Genomic DNA, 16,172 nt, shown 5'->3' on the forward strand with positions numbered 1-16,172 from the left:
CCCCCAGAGACTCCGCAGCCGGCCGCAGAAGTACCCCGCGGAAGACGACCGTCAGGTGTCTCCCGGCTGTCCAGCGGAACGCACCAGATCGTCCACCGAGTACTTCTGGCCGTCGGGAGCGACGACCGGACCGGTGCTCGCCGCGACGATCCAGCCGGGTCCGAGGTCCGGCGCGTACGCGTCGCCCTCAGAATCGAAGTCTATGGTGGTCCGCACGATGTGGTCGGCCCGTCCGAGGAATGCCCGGTAGACCTCGGCACCGCCCATCACCCAGAACTCGTCGAGCGTGACGTCGTCCGGCGAGTGCACGACCTCGGCGCCGGCCGCGGTCCACGCCGGGTCTCGGGTGAGCACGATGTTGCGCCGGCCCGGCAACGGGCGCACACGCTCGGGCAACGAGTCCCAGGTGGCGCGGCCCATCACCACGGCCGCGCCCATCGTCCGGTCCTTGAAGATCTGCTGCTCGCCGGGGACGCGCCACGGAATGTAACCGTTCGCGCCGATCACCCCGTTCCGGGCCTGTGCCCAGATCATGTGAATCGTCATACCGCGACCGGTGCCCGCAGCAGCGGGTGGTGCTGGTAATTCACCACGGTGAAATCGGCGAACTCGTGCTCGAACAGGCTCGCCCGGGGCGCGATCGTCAGCTCCGGAAACGGGTACGCCTCCCGAGTCAGCTGCTCGTTCACCTGGTCCAGGTGGTTGGTGTAGATGTGGCAGTCGCCGCCGACCCAGATGAAGTCGCCCGGCTCCAGGCCCACCTGGGCCGCGATCATCCGGGTGAGCAGGGCGTAACTGGCGATGTTGAACGGCACGCCCAGGAACAGGTCGGCACTGCGCTGGTAGAGCTGGCAGGACAGCCTGCCGCCGGCGACGTAGAACTGGAACAGCGCGTGACACGGCGCGAGCGCCATCTCCGGGATGTCGGACACGTTCCAGGCGGAGACGATCATCCGCCGCGAGTCCGGGTTCGTCCGGATCGCTTCGACGACCTCGGAGATCTGGTCCACCGGGCCGGACGACGACGGCCAGGACCGCCACTGGTGGCCGTAGACCGGCCCCAGCTCGCCCTGGGCGTCGGCCCACTCGTCCCAGATGGTCACGCCCTGGTCGCGCATCCACGCCACGTTCGTCTCGCCGCGCAGGAACCACAGCAGTTCCACCGCGATCGACTTGAAGTGCACCCGCTTCGTCGTGATCAGCGGGAACCCCTGGGAGAGGTCGTAGCGCAGGGTCTCCCCGAACACGCTGAGGGTGCCGGTGCCGGTCCGGTCGCCCTTCGGCGTGCCGGACTGCAGCACCCGCCGGAGCAGGTCTTCGTACTGGGTGTCGACGGCCATGGCGAAAACCTAGCGCCCCGGCGGGGACCGCCGCGATCAGGCGCGCAGCTTCCCGGCGATCGTCACAATCCGGGTCGCCAGATGATCCAGGGCCGCCAGTTGGGCGTCACCGAGAGGCGTGTCGTTACCGCCGCCGGTGACGTGCGAGACACCGTACGGGTTACCGTCGGCGAACTTCAGCGGATCGGTGTACCCGGGAGCCACCACCACACCGCCGAAGTGGTAGATCGTGTTGTAGAGGGCGAGCAGCGTCGACTCCTGGCCGCCGTGCTCGGTCATCGAGGCGGTGAACCCGGCATACGCCTTGTTCGCCAGCAGACCCTGCCCCCACTGCGGTCCGAGCGTGTCGATGAACTGCTTGAGCTGGCTCGACACGTTGCCGTACCGGGTCGGGGTGCCGATCAACACCGCGTCGGCCCAGACCACGTCGTCCGCGGTCGCCTTCGGCTCGTCCTTGGTCCGGTCGAAGTGCTGACTCCAGGCCGCGTTCGAGGCGATCGCCTCCTTCGGGGCCAGTTCCGGGACCTGACGCAGGCGTACCTCCGCACCCGCCTTCTGTCCCGCGTCGCGCAACCGCTCGGCCATGCCGTGCACGGTCCCGGTCGACGAGTAGTAGATGATCGTGAGCTTGACGTCAGCCACGGTGGCTCCCTCTGCAGATTCGGCTACCGATCAAGCGAATAGCCTCGGCGAGGGCGGTGAACTGCTTATAGGCGGATTTCGCTACCATGCGGCCCGACCACGTCGGCCTGCTCGTCGTCGAGCCACACGCCGTCGGTCGCCAGGTAGCGGAACTTGTAGTGGCCGGGGTCCAACGGGACGCTGACGGTCCGCGTACCGTTGCGCCGGACCTGCATCTCGTGCCGCCCGGGCTGCCAGTCGTTGAAGTCGCCGACCACACTGACCGTCCCGGCCGGCTCGTCGGCGGGCAGCGAGAAGGTCACCCGGGTCTTGTTCCCGAAGAGCTTGCTGCGCTTGATCATGTGTCCTCCAAAAACGACCCGGACCCCAATCCGTATAACGGCAGGAGTCGCCGGGACGTGAGGACACGCCGCCTAAGCTGTGCGGATGCACCCAGCACCGCATGATGACCTACGTGTCGCCTCATTCCGGGACCTCGACACCACGACGCTGTACGCCATCCTGAGACTGCGCTCGGACGTATTCGTAGTGGAGCAGAACTGCGCCTATCCCGACCCGGACGGGCGGGACACCGAACCCGGCACCCGGCACCTGTGGTTCGAGCGTGACGGCGAGATCCGCGCCTATCTGCGGATCCTCGCCGACCACGGGGTGGAACGGATCGGCCGGGTGGTGACCGCCCCGGACGCACGGGGTCACGGACTGGCCGGAAAGCTGATCACCGAGGCGCTGGCCGTGATCGGCAACCGCCCGAGCGTGCTGGACGCCCAGGCGCACCTGCGGGACTTCTACGCCCGGTTCGGGTTCGAGGTGACCGGCCCGGAGTACGTGGAGGACGGCATCCCCCACGTACCCATGAAGCGGGTCACGGCAGGTCGTTGACCAGCTCGGTGATCGAACGGCGACGGCCGGTGTAGAACGGGACCTCCTCGCGGACGTGCAGCCGCGCCCGCGAGGCCCGCAGCTCCCGCATCAGGTCGACGATGCGGTGCAGCTCGTCGGCCTCGAACGCCAGCATCCACTCGTAGTCGCCGAGCGCGAACGACGCCACCGTGTTGGCGCGCACGTCCGGGAACGGCCGGGCCATCTTGCCGTGCTCGGCGAGCATCTGGCGACGCTCCTCCTCCGGCAGGACGTACCACTCGTAGGAGCGGACGAACGGGTACACGCAGATGTAGTGCCGGGCCTCCTCGCCGGCCAGGAACGCCGGCAGGTGACTGCGGTTGAACTCGGCCGGGCGGTGCAGCGCCATCTGCGACCAGACCGGGGTCAGGTGCCGGCCCAGACCGGTGCGGCGGAACTTGCTGTACGCGTCCTGCAGCGCGTCCGAGGACGACGAGTGCCACCAGATCATCACGTCGGCGTCGGCCCGCAGACCGGCCAGGTCGTAGGTGCCGCGGATGGTCACGTCCTTCTCGGCCAGCTGCGCGAAGAGCGTGTCGACCTCACCGGCCAGGTCGTCGCGGAGCGCCGGCAACGGCGACGCGACCTTGAACACCGACCACATCGTGTAGCGGATGGTGGCGTTCAGCTCATTGATCCGCGCCGCGTTGGTCTGCTCGCTCATTGTTCCTCCAAGTACTTGCAAACATCTTCCGCGGCACGCTCACCGCTGGCGATACACACCGGAATGCCGACACCGTCGAATGCCGCGCCCGCCAGCGCCAGGCCGTCCGGCAGCTCCGCGCGGGCGGCCACGGTCCGGTCGGCGTGCCCCGGCGCGTACTGCGGAAGACCACCGCCCCACCGCTGGACCCAGGACGCGGTCGGCGTCGGCAGACCGGTTCCGATCAGTTCGCCGAGTTCCTTGCGCGCCACCTCGAGCAGCGCGTCGTCGTCGAGGTGCAGACGTTCCTCCTCGCCGGCGCGTCCCAACGACGCCCGCACGATCACCGGACCGTCCCCGCCGTCCAGATGCGGCCACTTGTGCGTGAAGAACGTCGCGGCCTTGACCAGCGACCCCGCACCGGGCGGCACCAGGAATCCGGACAGGTCGGGCAGGCTCGTCCCGGGCGGCAGGGCGAGGCCGGCCAGCGCCACACTCGCATACTCCAGCCGGCCCACCGCCTCTGCGGCACCGGGAGCGACCGCCGACAGCAGCCGGGCCGCCGGCCTGGCCGGCACCGCCAGGATCACCGCATCGACGTGCTCGGTCTCCGGGGCAGCCGCCGGGCCGAGCGTCAATTCCCAGCCCTTCGGGGTACGCGTGACCGCACGCACCGCCGTGCCCAGCCCGATCCGCGCGCCCCCGGCCGCCGCGGCCCGCTCGACCAGCCGGGCCATCCCGCCGTTCACCGCCGCGAACACCGGCCGTCCGGGAACCCGGCGGCTCTGCGCCTGCGCCGCGCGGACCGCGTCCCGCAGGGTGTGCTCGGTCTCCGCGGTCCGGGCCAGTTGCGGCATGGTGACCCGCAACGACAGCCGGTCGGCGCGTCCCGCGTACACCCCGCCGAGCATCGGATCGACCAGCCGGTCCACCACCTCGGCGCCGTACCGCGCGCGGACCAGCTCACCGACCGCGATGTCCTGGCCGGGCGCGAGCAGCGGACGGCCCTCGTCACGGTCCGCACCGGCCTCCGCAAGCGCCACCCCGTCCAGGGTCGACAGATCTCCCGGCACACCGACCAGGGTGCCGCCCGGGATCGGGGCGAGACGCCCGCCGATCGCCAGCGCCGCGGGCCGGGCCGCCGGGTGCACCAGGTCGTCGCCGAGGCCGATCCGCCGGGCCAGGGCCACCGCCGCGGACTCGGCCCCGTCCGGGCCGCTGTTGAGGAAGGACTCGGCGCCGCGCTCCACGGTCAGGCCGCCCAGCTCACCGGTGCGCAGCTTGCCACCGAGGGCGTCACCCTGCTCGTACACCACCAGGTCGGCGTCCGGCCCGAGAAGATCCCGCAGACGCACGGCGGCCGCCAGTCCGGCGATGCCGCCGCCGATCACCGCGATCCGCTTGCGCACGTTCCTCACACTCCCAGGTCTGTTCCGGCGGCACCCGCCGGGGTCCGAGTCTGTGACGGTCCGGCCCACCGCCACAGGGTCATAGGTCCCGGGTCAGCGGGCACTTTCCTCGTGGATCAGCGCCACCAGGCGGGTCAGCATCTCCGGGTCGGTCTCCGGCATCACACCGTGGCCGAGGTTGAACACGTGACCGGGCGCCGCGGTGCCCTGCCGCAGGACCCGCCGGGCCTCGCGCTGCACGGTCTCCCAGCCGGCGAACAGGATCGCCGGGTCCAGGTTGCCCTGCACCGCCTTGTCCGGCCCGATCAGCCCGGTGGCGACGTCCAGCGGGGTACGCCAGTCGACGCCGACCACGTCCGCGCCCGCCTCGCCCATCGCCTTCAGCAGCATCCCGGTCCCCACACCGAAGTGGATCCGGGGCACACCCGCGTCGGCCAGGCCGCTCAGCACCCCGGCCGAATGCGGCATCACGTATTCGCGGTAGTCGGCCTCGGAGAGCGCGCCGGCCCACGAGTCGAACAGCTGCACCGCGCTCACCCCGGCCTCGACCTGCGTCCGCAGGAACGTCAGCGTGATGTCGGCGAGCCGGGACAGCAGGGCGTGCCAGAGCTTCGGCTCCGCGTACATCATGGCCTTGGTCTTCAGGTAGGTCCGCGACGGACCGCCCTCGATGAGGTAGCTGGCCAGCGTGAACGGCGCACCCGCGAAGCCGATCAGCGGGGTGGTGCCCAGCTCGGCGACCAGCAGCCGCACCGACTCGGCGACGAAGTCCACATCGTCCGCGGTGATCGGGCGCAGGCGCTCCAGGTCGGTCTCGGCACGCACCGGCTCGGCCACCACCGGGCCGGTGCCGGCCACGATGTCGAGATCGATGCCGGCCGCCGCGAGCGGCACCACGATGTCGCTGAACAGGATCGCCGCGTCCACCCCGTGCCGGCGCACCGGCTGCAGGGTGATCTCGGTGACCAGATCGGGGCGGCGGCACGACTCGAGCATGCCGATCCCCGCCCGGATCTTGCGGTATTCGGGCAGCGAGCGCCCCGCCTGCCGCATGAACCAGACCGGCGTGTGCGAACCGGGAAGGCCGCGGCACGCGCGGAGGAAGGGGGAATCGTCGAGAACCGTCACCGAGCCATGGTGACACGTGAGTGAAGCGACCCGGCGGCGCGGCGAGCACGGACCATCCGGTAGATCGGCATAGTCTTCCACCATGGCGTCCCCCTCCGCTGCCCCCGAGGCGTTCACCCGCGCCGTCGCCGGGTTACGCGCGGATTCGCCGTGGACGGAGATCCTGCTCGAGGAGATCGCCCCGCCCCAGCGTCTCGCGCCTTTCGCGTTCGCCCTCAGCGCCACCGTCCTCCGCGGCGGCGACGAGGTCGCGAGCGGCCGGCTCATCCTGCTGCACGACCCGGCCGGGCACGACGCCTGGCAGGGTGACCTGCGTCTGGTCACCCTGGTCACCGCGGAACTCGAGTCCGATCTCGCCACCGATCCGCTGCTGCCCGACGTGGCCTGGACCTGGCTGACCGACGCGCTGGACCAGAACGCGGCGGCCTACACCGCGATCGGCGGCACGATCACGCAGACCGCGTCCACCCGGTTCGGCGAACTGGCCGGCCCGGAACCCACCGCTGACCTGGAGGTCCGCGCGTCCTGGACGCCGACGTCCGGCGACTTCGGTGCGCACCTGCGCGGCTGGTGCGCGATGTTGGCCTCGACGGCCGGCCTGCCGCCGCCCGGTGTCTCGTCGCTCACCGACCGCCACCACGCCCCGGCCTCCTGACCCGGTGTGTTGACTTCGGGCGCTCTGAACGCCCGAACTCAACACACCCACAGCGGTGTGGAGAGTTAAGGCGGCCTGGACGCCCAAATTCAACACACCCATGGCTGTGTGTTGAATTTGGGCGCTCTGCGCGCCAAAAGTCACCACACCTGCCGGGGTGTGGTGACTTTGGGCGTCCAGAGCGCCGAAATTCAACACACCTGCGGGGGTGTGGTGACTTTGGGCGCGCTGGACGCCGAAAGTCAACACACGCGGTTGGGGAGTGGGGGTCAGCCCTCGCCGCAAGCACCCATCTCGGTGCAGGCCAGCTCGATCCGGATGGCCAGGCCGATGCCCTCGGCGTCGCGGGCCTTCGCGGTGGCGATCCCGACGACCTTCTTGTTCGCGTTGACCACCGGGCCGCCGGAGTTGCCCGGGTTGATCGGCGCGTCGAACTGGATGGCCGGGCCGGCCGAGTCGTCGTCGCGCAGCGCGCTGATCACGCCGGAGGTGACCGAGTCGTCCAGGCCGAGCGGCGCGCCGACGGCGAGCACCGGCTGACCGGCCTTGACCGCGGTGAACTCCACGTCGAGCGGCTCGATCTCGGTGCTGGTCCGCAGCAGGGCCAGGTCCCGGTCCGGGGCGACCTTGACGATGGTCGCCGAGATCTGCCGGTCACCCCGCTCCAGCTGTACGTCCCGGTCGCCGTCCTCGAAGACCTCCTCGACCACGTGATAGTTGGTGAAGAGGCTGGTAGCTCCGCCGTTGGTGGTGCCGACCGCGAACGCGGTCCCGGTGAAGTCACCGGCCCGGACCCGGAAGACGCTGGGCAGCACGGCCTCGGAGACACCCTCCGGGTCGAAGGCCGCGGCGGGCTGCTGGTCCAGTCCGGCGCTGCCGCTCGCGACCGCCTCGGTCAGGTCCGAGCTGCTCTTGATCAGGGTCTCCACCCGGAAGGCCTGCCACGCCGAGACCACGATCAACGCGCCGACCAGCACCATGCCGAGCGTCTTGACCGGGAAACCACGGCGGGCCCGGGGCGCGGGCCCCGGCGCGTACGCCGGCTCCGGAGCCGTGCTCCACTGCGGCTGCTGGGGCTGTTGCGGCTGCTGTGCCTGCTGGTACTGGGCCCAGGGGTCGGGCTGCGGCTGCGCGTACTGGGGCTGTTGCTGGGACGGCTGCGTCCAGGAATCCTGCTGGGACCACGGGTCCTGCGGCGCCCAGTGCTGCTGCGGTTGTTGCGGCTGCTGCTGGGACGGCTGCGCCCAGGAGGGCTGCTGCTGCTCCCAGGAGAGATCAGTGCGCCAGTCGTCGTTCGGCCGGGCCCAGCTCTCCTCGCGCCTCCGGCGGGGGTCGTCGCCGGAAGCGGGCGTGAAGGGCTCGAAAGAGGTCACTGGCGCGGCCTTCCCGTGGTCTCGGTGCTGCCGACAGGTGATACGCACCGGAACGCCCAACGGATGAGTTCCGGGCGAAGATCGGATGACGAAGATCGGGAATCGACGCGCCGGACCCCGGCTGCGCACGACAGGGCCACCGTCCCCCGTAGGGTTACGGAGTGACCGACGAAGCACCCCTGCGCCGTCGGGACTCGCCGGACACAGCAGGGGACGGACCGCACGAAGTGCCGCCCGGCCCGAGTTCTGGCGGTTCCGAGCAAGAGCCATCCGCAACACCGTTGACCGCGCCCCGTGAGGGGACCCCGAGACCCGTGGAGACCGCGGCCGCATTGGCCGAGGTCGTCGCGCGTATGGCCGCGGGCACCGGCCCGGTGGCCGTGGACGCCGAACGGGCCTCCGGCTACCGCTACACCCAGCGGGCCTACCTCGTACAGCTGCGCCGCGCCGGCGCCGGGACCGTCCTGCTGGACCCGCTGCCGCTGGACGACCTGCACACCCTGGACGAGGCCCTGGCCGACACCGAGTGGGTGCTGCACGCCGCGAGCCAGGACCTGCCCTGTCTCGCCGAGATCGGCATGCGCCCGCGCCGGCTGTTCGACACCGAGCTGGCCGCGCGGCTGGCCGGGTTCGAGCGGGTCGGCCTGGCCGCGCTCACCGAGCAGCTGCTCGGCTACTCGCTGGAGAAACACCATTCGGCGGCGGACTGGTCGACCCGGCCGCTGCCGGAGTCCTGGCTGACGTACGCCGCCCTGGACGTCGAGCTGCTGACCGACCTGCGTGACCTGCTGGCCGCCGAGTTGGAGCGGCAGGGCAAGACCGCGTGGGCCGCCGAGGAGTTCGAGGCGCTGGTGGCCTCCGCGGACCGGCCGCCCCGGGTCCGCCCCGACCCGTGGCGCCGCACCTCCGGCATCCACCGGGTCCGCGGCGCCCGCGCCCAGTCCCGGGTCCGCGCCCTCTGGTACGCCCGGGACGGTGTCGCCGCCCGCCGGGACACCGCCCCCGGCCGGGTCCTGCCCGACACCGCGATCGTCGCCGCCGCCGAGTCGGATCCGAAGGAGGAGCGCACCCTGCTCGCCATCGCCGGCTTCGGGGGACGCTCGGTCCGCCGTCTCGCCAAGATCTGGCTGGACGCGCTGGATCAGGCCCGTGCCCTGCCGGACGACGCGCTGCCGGTGAACCAGCCGGTGGACGGTCCGCCCCCGCCGCACCGCTGGGCCGAGCGTGACCCGGTCGCCGCGGCCCGGCTGGCCCGGTGCCGGCAGGTCGTGGTGGGCACCGCCGAGAAGCACAACCTGCCCCCGGAGAACCTGATCAGCCCGGACTTCATCCGGCGGCTGGCCTGGTCGCCGCCGGACGAGGTGTCCCCGCAGACGGTCGGTGACACGCTGCGCGGTTTCGGCGCCCGTAACTGGCAGGTCGGCCTGATCGCCGACCGCATCGCCGAGGTCCTCCCCGACCCGTCCGCCACCTGACCGACCGGGTTTTGCGGGGTCGAGCGCCACCACTCACGCAGGTCGCCTCGGAGGGCTTCACGTTCTGGACGCGTCAGCGGCCAGTGAAGTTCTTCGGGGCCCTCGGCGGGAGCGACGGTCCGCACCCACCACCCCGCTACGACATCCTGATCTCGATGTTGATTCTCAAGGGGATGGCACCCTCTAGTTACCGGCGAGTAGCATTGCCGACACATTTGGGTTCACGCCCGCAAGGAGGCTTGCTGTGCCCCGTGAAGTACGCGAGGTCGTCTTCGTCGACGGCGTCCGCACCCCGTTCGGCAAGGCCGGCGGCATGTATGCCGAGACCCGCGCCGACGACCTGGTGATCCGATGCATCCGAGAGCTGATCAAGCGGAACCCCCAGCTCCCGCTGGACCGGGTGGACGAGGTCGCCATCGCGGCCACCACCCAGACCGGTGACCAGGGCCTGACCATCGGCCGCACCGCGGCCCTGCTGTCGGGCCTGCCGAAGACCGTCCCGGGCTACGCCGTCGACCGGATGTGCGCGGGTGCGATGACCGCGGTCACCAACGTCGCCGGCGGCATCGCCATGGGGGCATACGACATCGCGTTCGCGGGCGGCGTCGAGCACATGGGCCGGCACCCGATGGGTGAGGGCGCCGACCCCAACCCGCGGATCCTGGCGGAGAAACTGGTCGACCCGTCCGCCCTGGTGATGGGCGCGACGGCGGAGAACCTGCACGACCGGCTCCCGCACATCACCAAGGAGCGCACCGACGCCTACGGCCTGAACTCGCAGATCAAGACCGCGAAGGCCTATGCGAACGGCAAGCTCCAGCCCGACCTGGTCCCGGTGGCGTTGCGCAGCGCCGAGCAGGGCTGGGGCCTGGCCACCGTGGACGAGGCGCCCCGCGAGACCTCGCTGGAGAAGCTCGCCACGCTGAAGACCCCGTTCCGCCCGCACGGCCGGATCACCGCGGGCAACGCGGCCGGTCTCAACGACGGCGCGACCGCGGCGATCCTGGCCGACGAGGCGACCGCCCGCGAGCTGGGCCTGCCGGTGGCGATGCGGCTGGTGTCCTTCGGCTACGTCGGCGTCGAACCGGAGATCATGGGGTACGGCCCGATCCCGTCGACCGAGAAGGCCCTGAAGAAGGCCGGCCTGACCATCGACGACATCGGCCTGTTCGAGCTGAACGAGGCGTTCGCGGTCCAGGTCCTCGCCTTCCTCGACCACTACGGCATCGCCGACGACGACCCGCGGGTCAACCCGTGGGGCGGTGCGATCGCCATCGGTCACCCGCTGGCGTCCTCCGGCGTGCGCCTGATGACCCAGCTCGCCCGGCACTTCGCCGAGCACCCCGAGGTGCGGTACGGCCTCACCGCCATGTGCATCGGCATCGGCATGGGCGGCACCGTGATCTGGGAGAACCCGAACTGGGAAGGCGCGGCGAAGTGATCTCTCACCCCAAAGAGGTAGTGACCAGGGCCATCGTCCGTCTGGTCAGCGTGCCGGGGCTGGACAAGCAGGCCGCGCTGATCACCCTGGACAACGGTTTCGACCACAAGAAGCCGAACAGTTTCGGCCCGGCCGGGCTGACCTCGCTCGACGAGGCGATCACCACGGCCACCGCGGCGGCGCCCGCCTTCATCGCCGTCACCGGTAAGCCGTACATCTTCTGCGTCGGCGCGGACATCACCGGCATCCCGTTCCTGCAGGACCGTGCCCAGGCCGTCGAGCTCGGCGAGCTCGGCCACCGGGTGTTCGCCCGGCTGAAGGACAGTGCGATCCCGACCTTCGCCTTCATCAACGGCGCGGCGCTCGGCGGTGGCCTCGAGGTCGCCCTGCACTGCCACTACCGCACGGTCTCCGGCGGGGCGGCGGCGCTCGGCCTGCCGGAGGTCGCCATCGGCCTGGTGCCCGGCTGGGGCGGGAGTCAGCTGCTGCCCAACCTGATCGGCATCCCGGGTGCGGCCCAGGTGATCCTGCAGAACCCGCTCACCCAGAAGACGCTACGGCCGAAGCAGGCCGCCGAGCTGGGTGTCGCGGACGTGCTGTTCGAGCCGGCCGACTTCCTGGAGAGTTCGCTCGCGTGGGCTGCCGGTGTCGTCCGGGGCGAGGTCGAGGTGATCCGCCCCGAGGTCGACAAGGACATGTGGGACGGCGTGCTGTACTTCGCCAAGCAGCAGCTCGACGAGAAGCTGCACGGCGCGGTCCCGTCCGCGAACAAGGCGCTCGAGCTGCTCGCACTGGCCAAGGAGGCGTCCTTCGCCGACGGCACCGCCGCCGAGACCCAGGTGCTCGCCGACCTGATCATGGGCGACGAGTCCCGGTCCAGCCTGTACGCGTTCGACCTGGTCCAGCGTCGCGCCAAGCGCCCGGTCGGGGTGCCGGACGCCGGACTGGCCCGCAAGGTCACCAAGGTCGGCATCATCGGCGCCGGCCTGATGGCCTCCCAGCTCGCCCTGCTCTTCCTGCGACGCCTGCAGGTGCCGGTGGTACTCACCGACCTGGACCAGGCTCGGGTGGACAAGGGCGTCGCCTACGTCCACGCGCAGATCGACAAGCTGGTCGGCAAGCACCGGATGGACGAGGGCACCGCGGCCAAGCTGCGCGGCCTGGTCAGCGGCTCGGTGGACAAGGCGGTCTTCGCCGACGCCGACTTCGTGATCGAGGCGGTCTTCGAGAACCTCGATCTCAAGAAGCAGATCTGGGCCGAGCTGGAGAAGATCGTCACCCCGGAGGCGGTCCTCGCCACCAACACCAGCTCGCTCTCGGTCACCGCGATGGCGGCCGATCTGGAGCACCCGGAGCGGCTGGTCGGCTTCCACTTCTTCAACCCGGTCGCCGTCCTGCCCCTGCTGGAGATCATCAAGGGCGAGAAGACCGACGACGCCACCCTCTCCACCGCGTTCGCCGTCGGCAAGCAGCTGCGCAAGTCGTCGGTGCTGGTCAAGGACGCCCCGGCGTTCGTGGTGAACCGGGTGCTCACCCGGTTCACCAACGAGGTCTTCCGGGCCGTCGACGCCGGCACGCCGCTGTCGGTGGTGAACGAGGCGTTCGACCCGCTGGGCCTGCCGATGCGCCCGATCGCGCTGCTGCAGCTGGTCGGGCCCGCGGTGGCGTACCACGTGGGCGAGACGCTGCACGCGGCCTTCCCGGACCGGTTCACCGACAGCCCCAACCTCAAGCGGATCGTGGACGCGGGTCTGCCGCTGCTCGTCGACGACGAACTCAACCCCGAGGTGCTCGCGCTGGTGGAGGGCGGTTCCGCGCCGTCCACCGCCGACGAGGTACGCGAGAACACCCTCGCCGCCCTGGCCGAGGAGATCCGGATCATGCTCGACGAGGGTGTGGTCGCCGAGGCGCAGGACATCGACCTGTGCATGGTGCTCGGGGCCGGCTGGCCGTTCCACCTCGGTGGTGTGACGCCCTACCTGGACCGGAGTGGGACCGCCGAACGGGTGACAGGTAAGCGATTCCTGCCACAGGGTGTGGCCGGCGTACCCGCCTGATCGAGGCGTTTTACCCCGGAAAGCCCCGCGTCGTCCGGCGCGGGGCTTTCCGTTGTCCGGATGCCGGAGCCTAGGTGCCGGAAAAGCGGACGGCGGGTGTCGCACCCTGCGGCTAGGCTCCCCGGACGACGAGTACAGATCATGGAGCTTTGATGTCGCAGCCGCCGTTCGGCCCGCCCAACCCCGACTACCCGACCTCGGTGCCGCCGCAACCGGGCCCGCCGCCCGGGTGGCCGGCGCCGGGCCGGCCCGAGTTCGGCCCGCCTGCCTCCGGTCAGCCCGTCTCGGGTCAGCCCGGTTATCCCCCGCCGCCGGGTCACCCGGTCTCCGGCCAGCCCGGTCAGCCCGGCTACGGCCAGCCGGGTTACCCGCCGCCCGGCGCCGACCAGCCCGGTTACGCCCAGCAGCCCGGATACCCGGCTCCCGGCCAGCCCGGCCAGCCCGGTTTCGGCGTGCCGCCGGGTTACCCGCCGGGCCCGCCGCAGAAGAAGTCCAAGGTCCTGCCGATCGTGCTGACCTCGGTCGCCATCTTCCTGGTGCTGTGCATCGGCGGCATCGCCAGCGTGGTCCTGATCGGCAAGAACACCGTCGAGGACGCCAAGGAGGCGTTCGACGCCCTGCCGACCGCCTCGGCGGCGCCCGGCCTGCCGGAGGCGACCGAGACCGAGAACACCTCGTCGGTCACCATCACCGAGCCGAAGACGCTCGGCGGCCGGGAGAAACTGACCGACGGCCAGTTCGCCGGCATCACCGAGCAGATGGAGTCCGGCCTGGCCACCGGCTACCCGGGTGCGGGCACCTCGTTCGGCGCGTTCTACGGCGACGTGGAGAAGCAGAACATCGTGATCGCGATCGCCGTCGAGGCGCCGATCCCGGACCCCGACCTCGCCCTGTCGCAGACCTTCGCCGGCATCGGTCTGGGCGGCCTCAAGGTGAACGACCTCGGCGACGCGAGCACCGGTGACCTCGGTGGCGCGGCGCAGTGCGGCACCGCGGACGCGTCCGGCATCGACGTGGCGGTCTGCAGCTGGGCCGACGAGGGCAGCATCGGCATGGTGATGTGGTATTTCAAGAAGGCCGCCAAGGTGAAGGCCGAGTTCCCGAAGCTGCGGGCGCAGATCGAGAAGAAGAGCTGACCCCTTCTTGCTCGTACGTTCCGGGCCGGCGCGCTGAGCGTGCCGGCCCGGTCCCGTCTCAGGCCTTGACCTTGGGGACGCTCGCGGTGGCGGAGACGACCGGGGTGGCCGACGCACCCGGCAGGACGACCGTGACCTCCAGGCCACCGCCCTCCTGCGCCACCGCGGAGACGGTCCCGCCGTGCGCGTCGCAGACCGCCCGGACGATCGACAGGCCCAGCCCGGACCCCCGCGAGCCGGTACGCTCCCAGCCGCCCCGCCGGAACGGCTCGAACAGCCCCGGCACGTCGGCCGGCTCCACCTCGTATCCGGTGTTGCCGACGATCAGCCGGACCTGGCCGTCCGACGACTCGGTGCGTACCCACAGGCGGCCCAGCAGGTGGTTGTACCGGATCGCGTTCTCGATCAGGTTGCCGGCCAGCCGGTCGAGCAGGCTCGGGTCGCCGACCACCGGCGCCGCCTCCAGGTCGGTGGTGATGTCCAGTTTCAACCGGCCGGCCTCCGCCTTCACCGCGGACAGCGCGTTGTAGACGCTGGTCGCCAGGTCCGCCGGCACCTTGCGGACCAGCCGGCGGCCGGACTGCGCCTCCGACCGGGCGAGCACGAGCAGCGCGTCGACCAGCCCGTTGGCCCGTTCGGAGGCGTTGCGCACCACCTTCGCCATCCGGCGGTACTCCGCCACGTCCGCCTCGTCGTCGCTGAGCGTGACGTCGATCTCGGTGCGCATCACCGCCAGCGGGGTCCGGAGCTCGTGCGACGCGTTGGCGACGAACCGTTTCTGCGACTCGAACGCCGCCGTCAGCCGGTCGAGCATCGCGTCGAAGGTCCGGGCCAGCTCGGCCACCTCGTCGTCCGCCCCGGAGTACCGGATCCGCTGGTCGAGCGTCTCCTCACCGAGCCGCTGGGCGGCCTGGGTGACCGCCTGCAGCGGGCGCAGCGCCCGGCCGGCCACCACGTACGCGCAGGCGATCCCGAGGACGCCGATGCCGACCAGCGCGCTGAGTCCCTTGACCAGCAGCTCCTGGGAGGACTGCGCCTCCATGTCGGCCTGCCAGTCGAGCGCGTCCCGGGTGGTGCCGTCGGCGAGGGACACGGTGGAACCGGCGAGCAGTTCGTCGACCGGGTGCAGCGATTCGCTGACCAGCAGCCAGGCGAGCACCACCAGGACCGCGCCGGCGCCGATCAGCAGGATGCCGTTGAGCAGGGTCAGCCGCAGTCGCAGGGTGGGCCGCGTCCAGATCTGCCAGAGGGTCTTCCGGCCGGGGTAGACCGTCACGACGCCACGACCGGTTCGGGGACCCGGTAACCGGCGCCGACCACGGTCTCGATCAGCGGCGGGTCGCCGATCTTCTTGCGCAGGGTGTTGATGGTCACCCGGACGGTCGTGGTGAACGGGTCGGTGTTGGCGTCCCAGACCCGTTCCAGCAGCTCCTCGGCGGAGACCACGCCGCCGCGGGCCTTGAGCAGTTCCTCCAGGACGCCGAACTCCTTGTTGGTGAGCTCGACCGGCGCGCCTCCGCGGGTGACCACCCGGCGGGTCTGGTCCAGCACCAGGGTGCCGACGACGAGCACCGGCGGCGCCGCGGGGGTGGCCCGCCTGCCGAGCGCCTGCACCCGGGCCACCAGTTCCTCGAAGGCGAACGGCTTGGCCAGGTAGTCGTCGGCACCGAGCTCGAGGCCCTCGACCCGGTCGGCGACCGTGCCGCTGGCGGTGAGCATCAGCACCCGGGTCAGGGTGCCGGAGGCGACCAGGTCGGCGCAGATCTCGTCACCGTGCATGCCGGGCAGGTCGCGGTCGAGGACGAGGACGTCGTACCGCGTGACGAACGCCATCTCGTGTCCTTGCAGACCGTCGTAGGCGACGTCCACCGCCATCCCCTTGCGGCGCAGTCCGCGCGCGATCGCGTCGGCCATGTTCCGCTCGTCTTCCACCACCAGCACCCGCACCGCAGACCTCCGTAGCCGTCCGG

General features: G+C 71.1%; 16 protein-coding genes. 6 read left to right on the forward strand and 10 right to left on the reverse strand.

Features of this window, described 5'->3' with window-relative positions; translation table 11 throughout:
- Positions 1–51: 51 nt before the first annotated feature.
- The 4 genes from QSK32_RS24890 to QSK32_RS24905 all read right to left on the reverse strand — a co-directional run bounded on the left by QSK32_RS24890 (position 52) and on the right by QSK32_RS24905 (position 2,323).
- Complete coding sequence (locus QSK32_RS24890) at positions 52–534, reverse strand: dihydrofolate reductase (RefSeq protein WP_245673990.1); 483 nt, start codon at positions 532–534, stop codon at positions 52–54.
- 8 nt (positions 535–542) lie between these two features.
- A complete protein-coding gene (locus QSK32_RS24895; protein ID WP_285473327.1) occupies positions 543–1,340 on the reverse strand; it encodes a thymidylate synthase in 798 nt (265 codons plus the stop codon).
- Positions 1,341–1,376: 36 nt separating this feature from the next.
- Positions 1,377–1,982, reverse strand: a complete 606-nt coding sequence (gene wrbA / locus QSK32_RS24900; protein ID WP_285473328.1) for an NAD(P)H:quinone oxidoreductase — start codon at positions 1,980–1,982, stop codon at positions 1,377–1,379.
- Between the two features lie 65 nt (positions 1,983–2,047).
- Positions 2,048–2,323 carry an isoamylase early set domain-containing protein gene (locus QSK32_RS24905; RefSeq protein ID WP_045743071.1) on the reverse strand — a complete coding sequence of 92 codons (276 nt, stop codon included), beginning with the start codon at positions 2,321–2,323 and terminating at the stop codon, positions 2,048–2,050.
- Between the two features lie 85 nt (positions 2,324–2,408).
- Here QSK32_RS24905 and QSK32_RS24910 point away from each other — a divergent pair, with 85 nt between their 5' ends.
- A complete protein-coding gene (locus QSK32_RS24910) occupies positions 2,409–2,864 on the forward strand; it encodes a GNAT family N-acetyltransferase (RefSeq protein WP_045743119.1) in 456 nt (151 codons plus the stop codon).
- On the opposite strand, the gene hemQ is transcribed toward QSK32_RS24910, so the two are convergent.
- The 3 genes from hemQ to hemE all read right to left on the reverse strand — a co-directional run bounded on the left by hemQ (position 2,848) and on the right by hemE (position 6,065).
- Positions 2,848–3,549 carry a hydrogen peroxide-dependent heme synthase gene (hemQ, locus tag QSK32_RS24915; protein ID WP_045743072.1) on the reverse strand — a complete coding sequence of 234 codons (702 nt, stop codon included), beginning with the start codon at positions 3,547–3,549 and terminating at the stop codon, positions 2,848–2,850. The two genes, QSK32_RS24910 and hemQ, sit on opposite strands and share 17 nt — an antisense overlap.
- The gene (gene hemG, locus QSK32_RS24920) at positions 3,546–4,937 is read right to left on the reverse strand and encodes a protoporphyrinogen oxidase (RefSeq protein WP_285473329.1); all 1,392 of its coding nucleotides are present in this window, start codon (positions 4,935–4,937) and stop codon (positions 3,546–3,548) included. Before hemG ends, hemQ begins: the two co-directional genes overlap by 4 nt.
- 93 nt (positions 4,938–5,030) lie before the next feature.
- Positions 5,031–6,065: a uroporphyrinogen decarboxylase gene (gene hemE, locus QSK32_RS24925; RefSeq protein WP_045743074.1), complete on the reverse strand. Its 1,035-nt coding sequence runs from the start codon at positions 6,063–6,065 to the stop codon at positions 5,031–5,033.
- Positions 6,066–6,147: 82 nt separating this feature from the next.
- On the opposite strand from hemE, the gene QSK32_RS24930 reads away from it, so the two are divergent.
- Entirely contained in the window at positions 6,148–6,720 is a 573-nt protein-coding gene (locus QSK32_RS24930) for a DUF3000 domain-containing protein (protein ID WP_045743075.1), read from the forward strand.
- Positions 6,721–6,989: 269 nt separating this feature from the next.
- On the opposite strand, the gene QSK32_RS24935 is transcribed toward QSK32_RS24930, so the two are convergent.
- Positions 6,990–8,093 (reverse strand): S1C family serine protease, encoded by a 1,104-nt coding sequence (locus QSK32_RS24935; RefSeq protein WP_285473330.1) that lies wholly within the window; start codon positions 8,091–8,093, stop codon positions 6,990–6,992.
- A 161-nt stretch (positions 8,094–8,254) separates the two neighbouring features.
- Between QSK32_RS24935 and QSK32_RS24940 the strand changes: the two genes are divergently transcribed.
- From QSK32_RS24940 to QSK32_RS24955, 4 genes are all read left to right on the forward strand, one after another.
- Complete coding sequence (locus QSK32_RS24940) at positions 8,255–9,568, forward strand: HRDC domain-containing protein (protein ID WP_083449076.1); 1,314 nt, start codon at positions 8,255–8,257, stop codon at positions 9,566–9,568.
- Between the two features lie 244 nt (positions 9,569–9,812).
- Positions 9,813–11,009 carry a thiolase family protein gene (locus QSK32_RS24945; protein ID WP_285473331.1) on the forward strand — a complete coding sequence of 399 codons (1,197 nt, stop codon included), beginning with the start codon at positions 9,813–9,815 and terminating at the stop codon, positions 11,007–11,009.
- Positions 11,006–13,066, forward strand: a complete 2,061-nt coding sequence (locus tag QSK32_RS24950; protein WP_285473332.1) for a 3-hydroxyacyl-CoA dehydrogenase NAD-binding domain-containing protein — start codon at positions 11,006–11,008, stop codon at positions 13,064–13,066. Before QSK32_RS24945 ends, QSK32_RS24950 begins: the two co-directional genes overlap by 4 nt.
- A gap of 152 nt (positions 13,067–13,218) precedes the next feature.
- Positions 13,219–14,202 (forward strand): hypothetical protein, encoded by a 984-nt coding sequence (locus QSK32_RS24955; protein ID WP_285473333.1) that lies wholly within the window; start codon positions 13,219–13,221, stop codon positions 14,200–14,202.
- Between the two features lie 58 nt (positions 14,203–14,260).
- Here QSK32_RS24955 and QSK32_RS24960 read toward each other — a convergent pair whose 3' ends face one another.
- Positions 14,261–15,478 carry a sensor histidine kinase gene (locus QSK32_RS24960; protein ID WP_083449077.1) on the reverse strand — a complete coding sequence of 406 codons (1,218 nt, stop codon included), beginning with the start codon at positions 15,476–15,478 and terminating at the stop codon, positions 14,261–14,263.
- The gene (locus tag QSK32_RS24965; RefSeq protein ID WP_045743081.1) at positions 15,475–16,149 is read right to left on the reverse strand and encodes a response regulator transcription factor; all 675 of its coding nucleotides are present in this window, start codon (positions 16,147–16,149) and stop codon (positions 15,475–15,477) included. The genes QSK32_RS24960 and QSK32_RS24965 overlap by 4 nt, the downstream gene beginning before the upstream one ends.
- Between the last annotated feature and the right edge of the window lie 23 nt (positions 16,150–16,172).

This window comes from Actinoplanes sp. NBRC 101535 (assembly GCF_030269225.1).
Lineage (GTDB): Bacteria > Actinomycetota > Actinomycetes > Mycobacteriales > Micromonosporaceae > Actinoplanes > Actinoplanes rectilineatus.

Bases quoted from the DNA above. Each gene is read 5' to 3' on its own strand.
- hemQ (WP_045743072.1), bottom strand. From the start codon at position 3,549: ATGAGCGAGCAGACCAACGCGGCGCGGATCAATGAGCTGAACGCCACC.
- QSK32_RS24905 (WP_045743071.1), bottom strand. From the start codon at position 2,323: ATGATCAAGCGCAGCAAGCTCTTCGGGAACAAGACCCGGGTGACCTTC.
- QSK32_RS24930 (WP_045743075.1), top strand. From the start codon at position 6,148: ATGGCGTCCCCCTCCGCTGCCCCCGAGGCGTTCACCCGCGCCGTCGCC.
- QSK32_RS24895 (WP_285473327.1), bottom strand. From the start codon at position 1,340: ATGGCCGTCGACACCCAGTACGAAGACCTGCTCCGGCGGGTGCTGCAG.
- QSK32_RS24955 (WP_285473333.1), top strand. From the start codon at position 13,219: ATGTCGCAGCCGCCGTTCGGCCCGCCCAACCCCGACTACCCGACCTCG.
- QSK32_RS24890 (WP_245673990.1), bottom strand. From the start codon at position 534: ATGATCTGGGCACAGGCCCGGAACGGGGTGATCGGCGCGAACGGTTAC.
- QSK32_RS24910 (WP_045743119.1), top strand. From the start codon at position 2,409: ATGCACCCAGCACCGCATGATGACCTACGTGTCGCCTCATTCCGGGAC.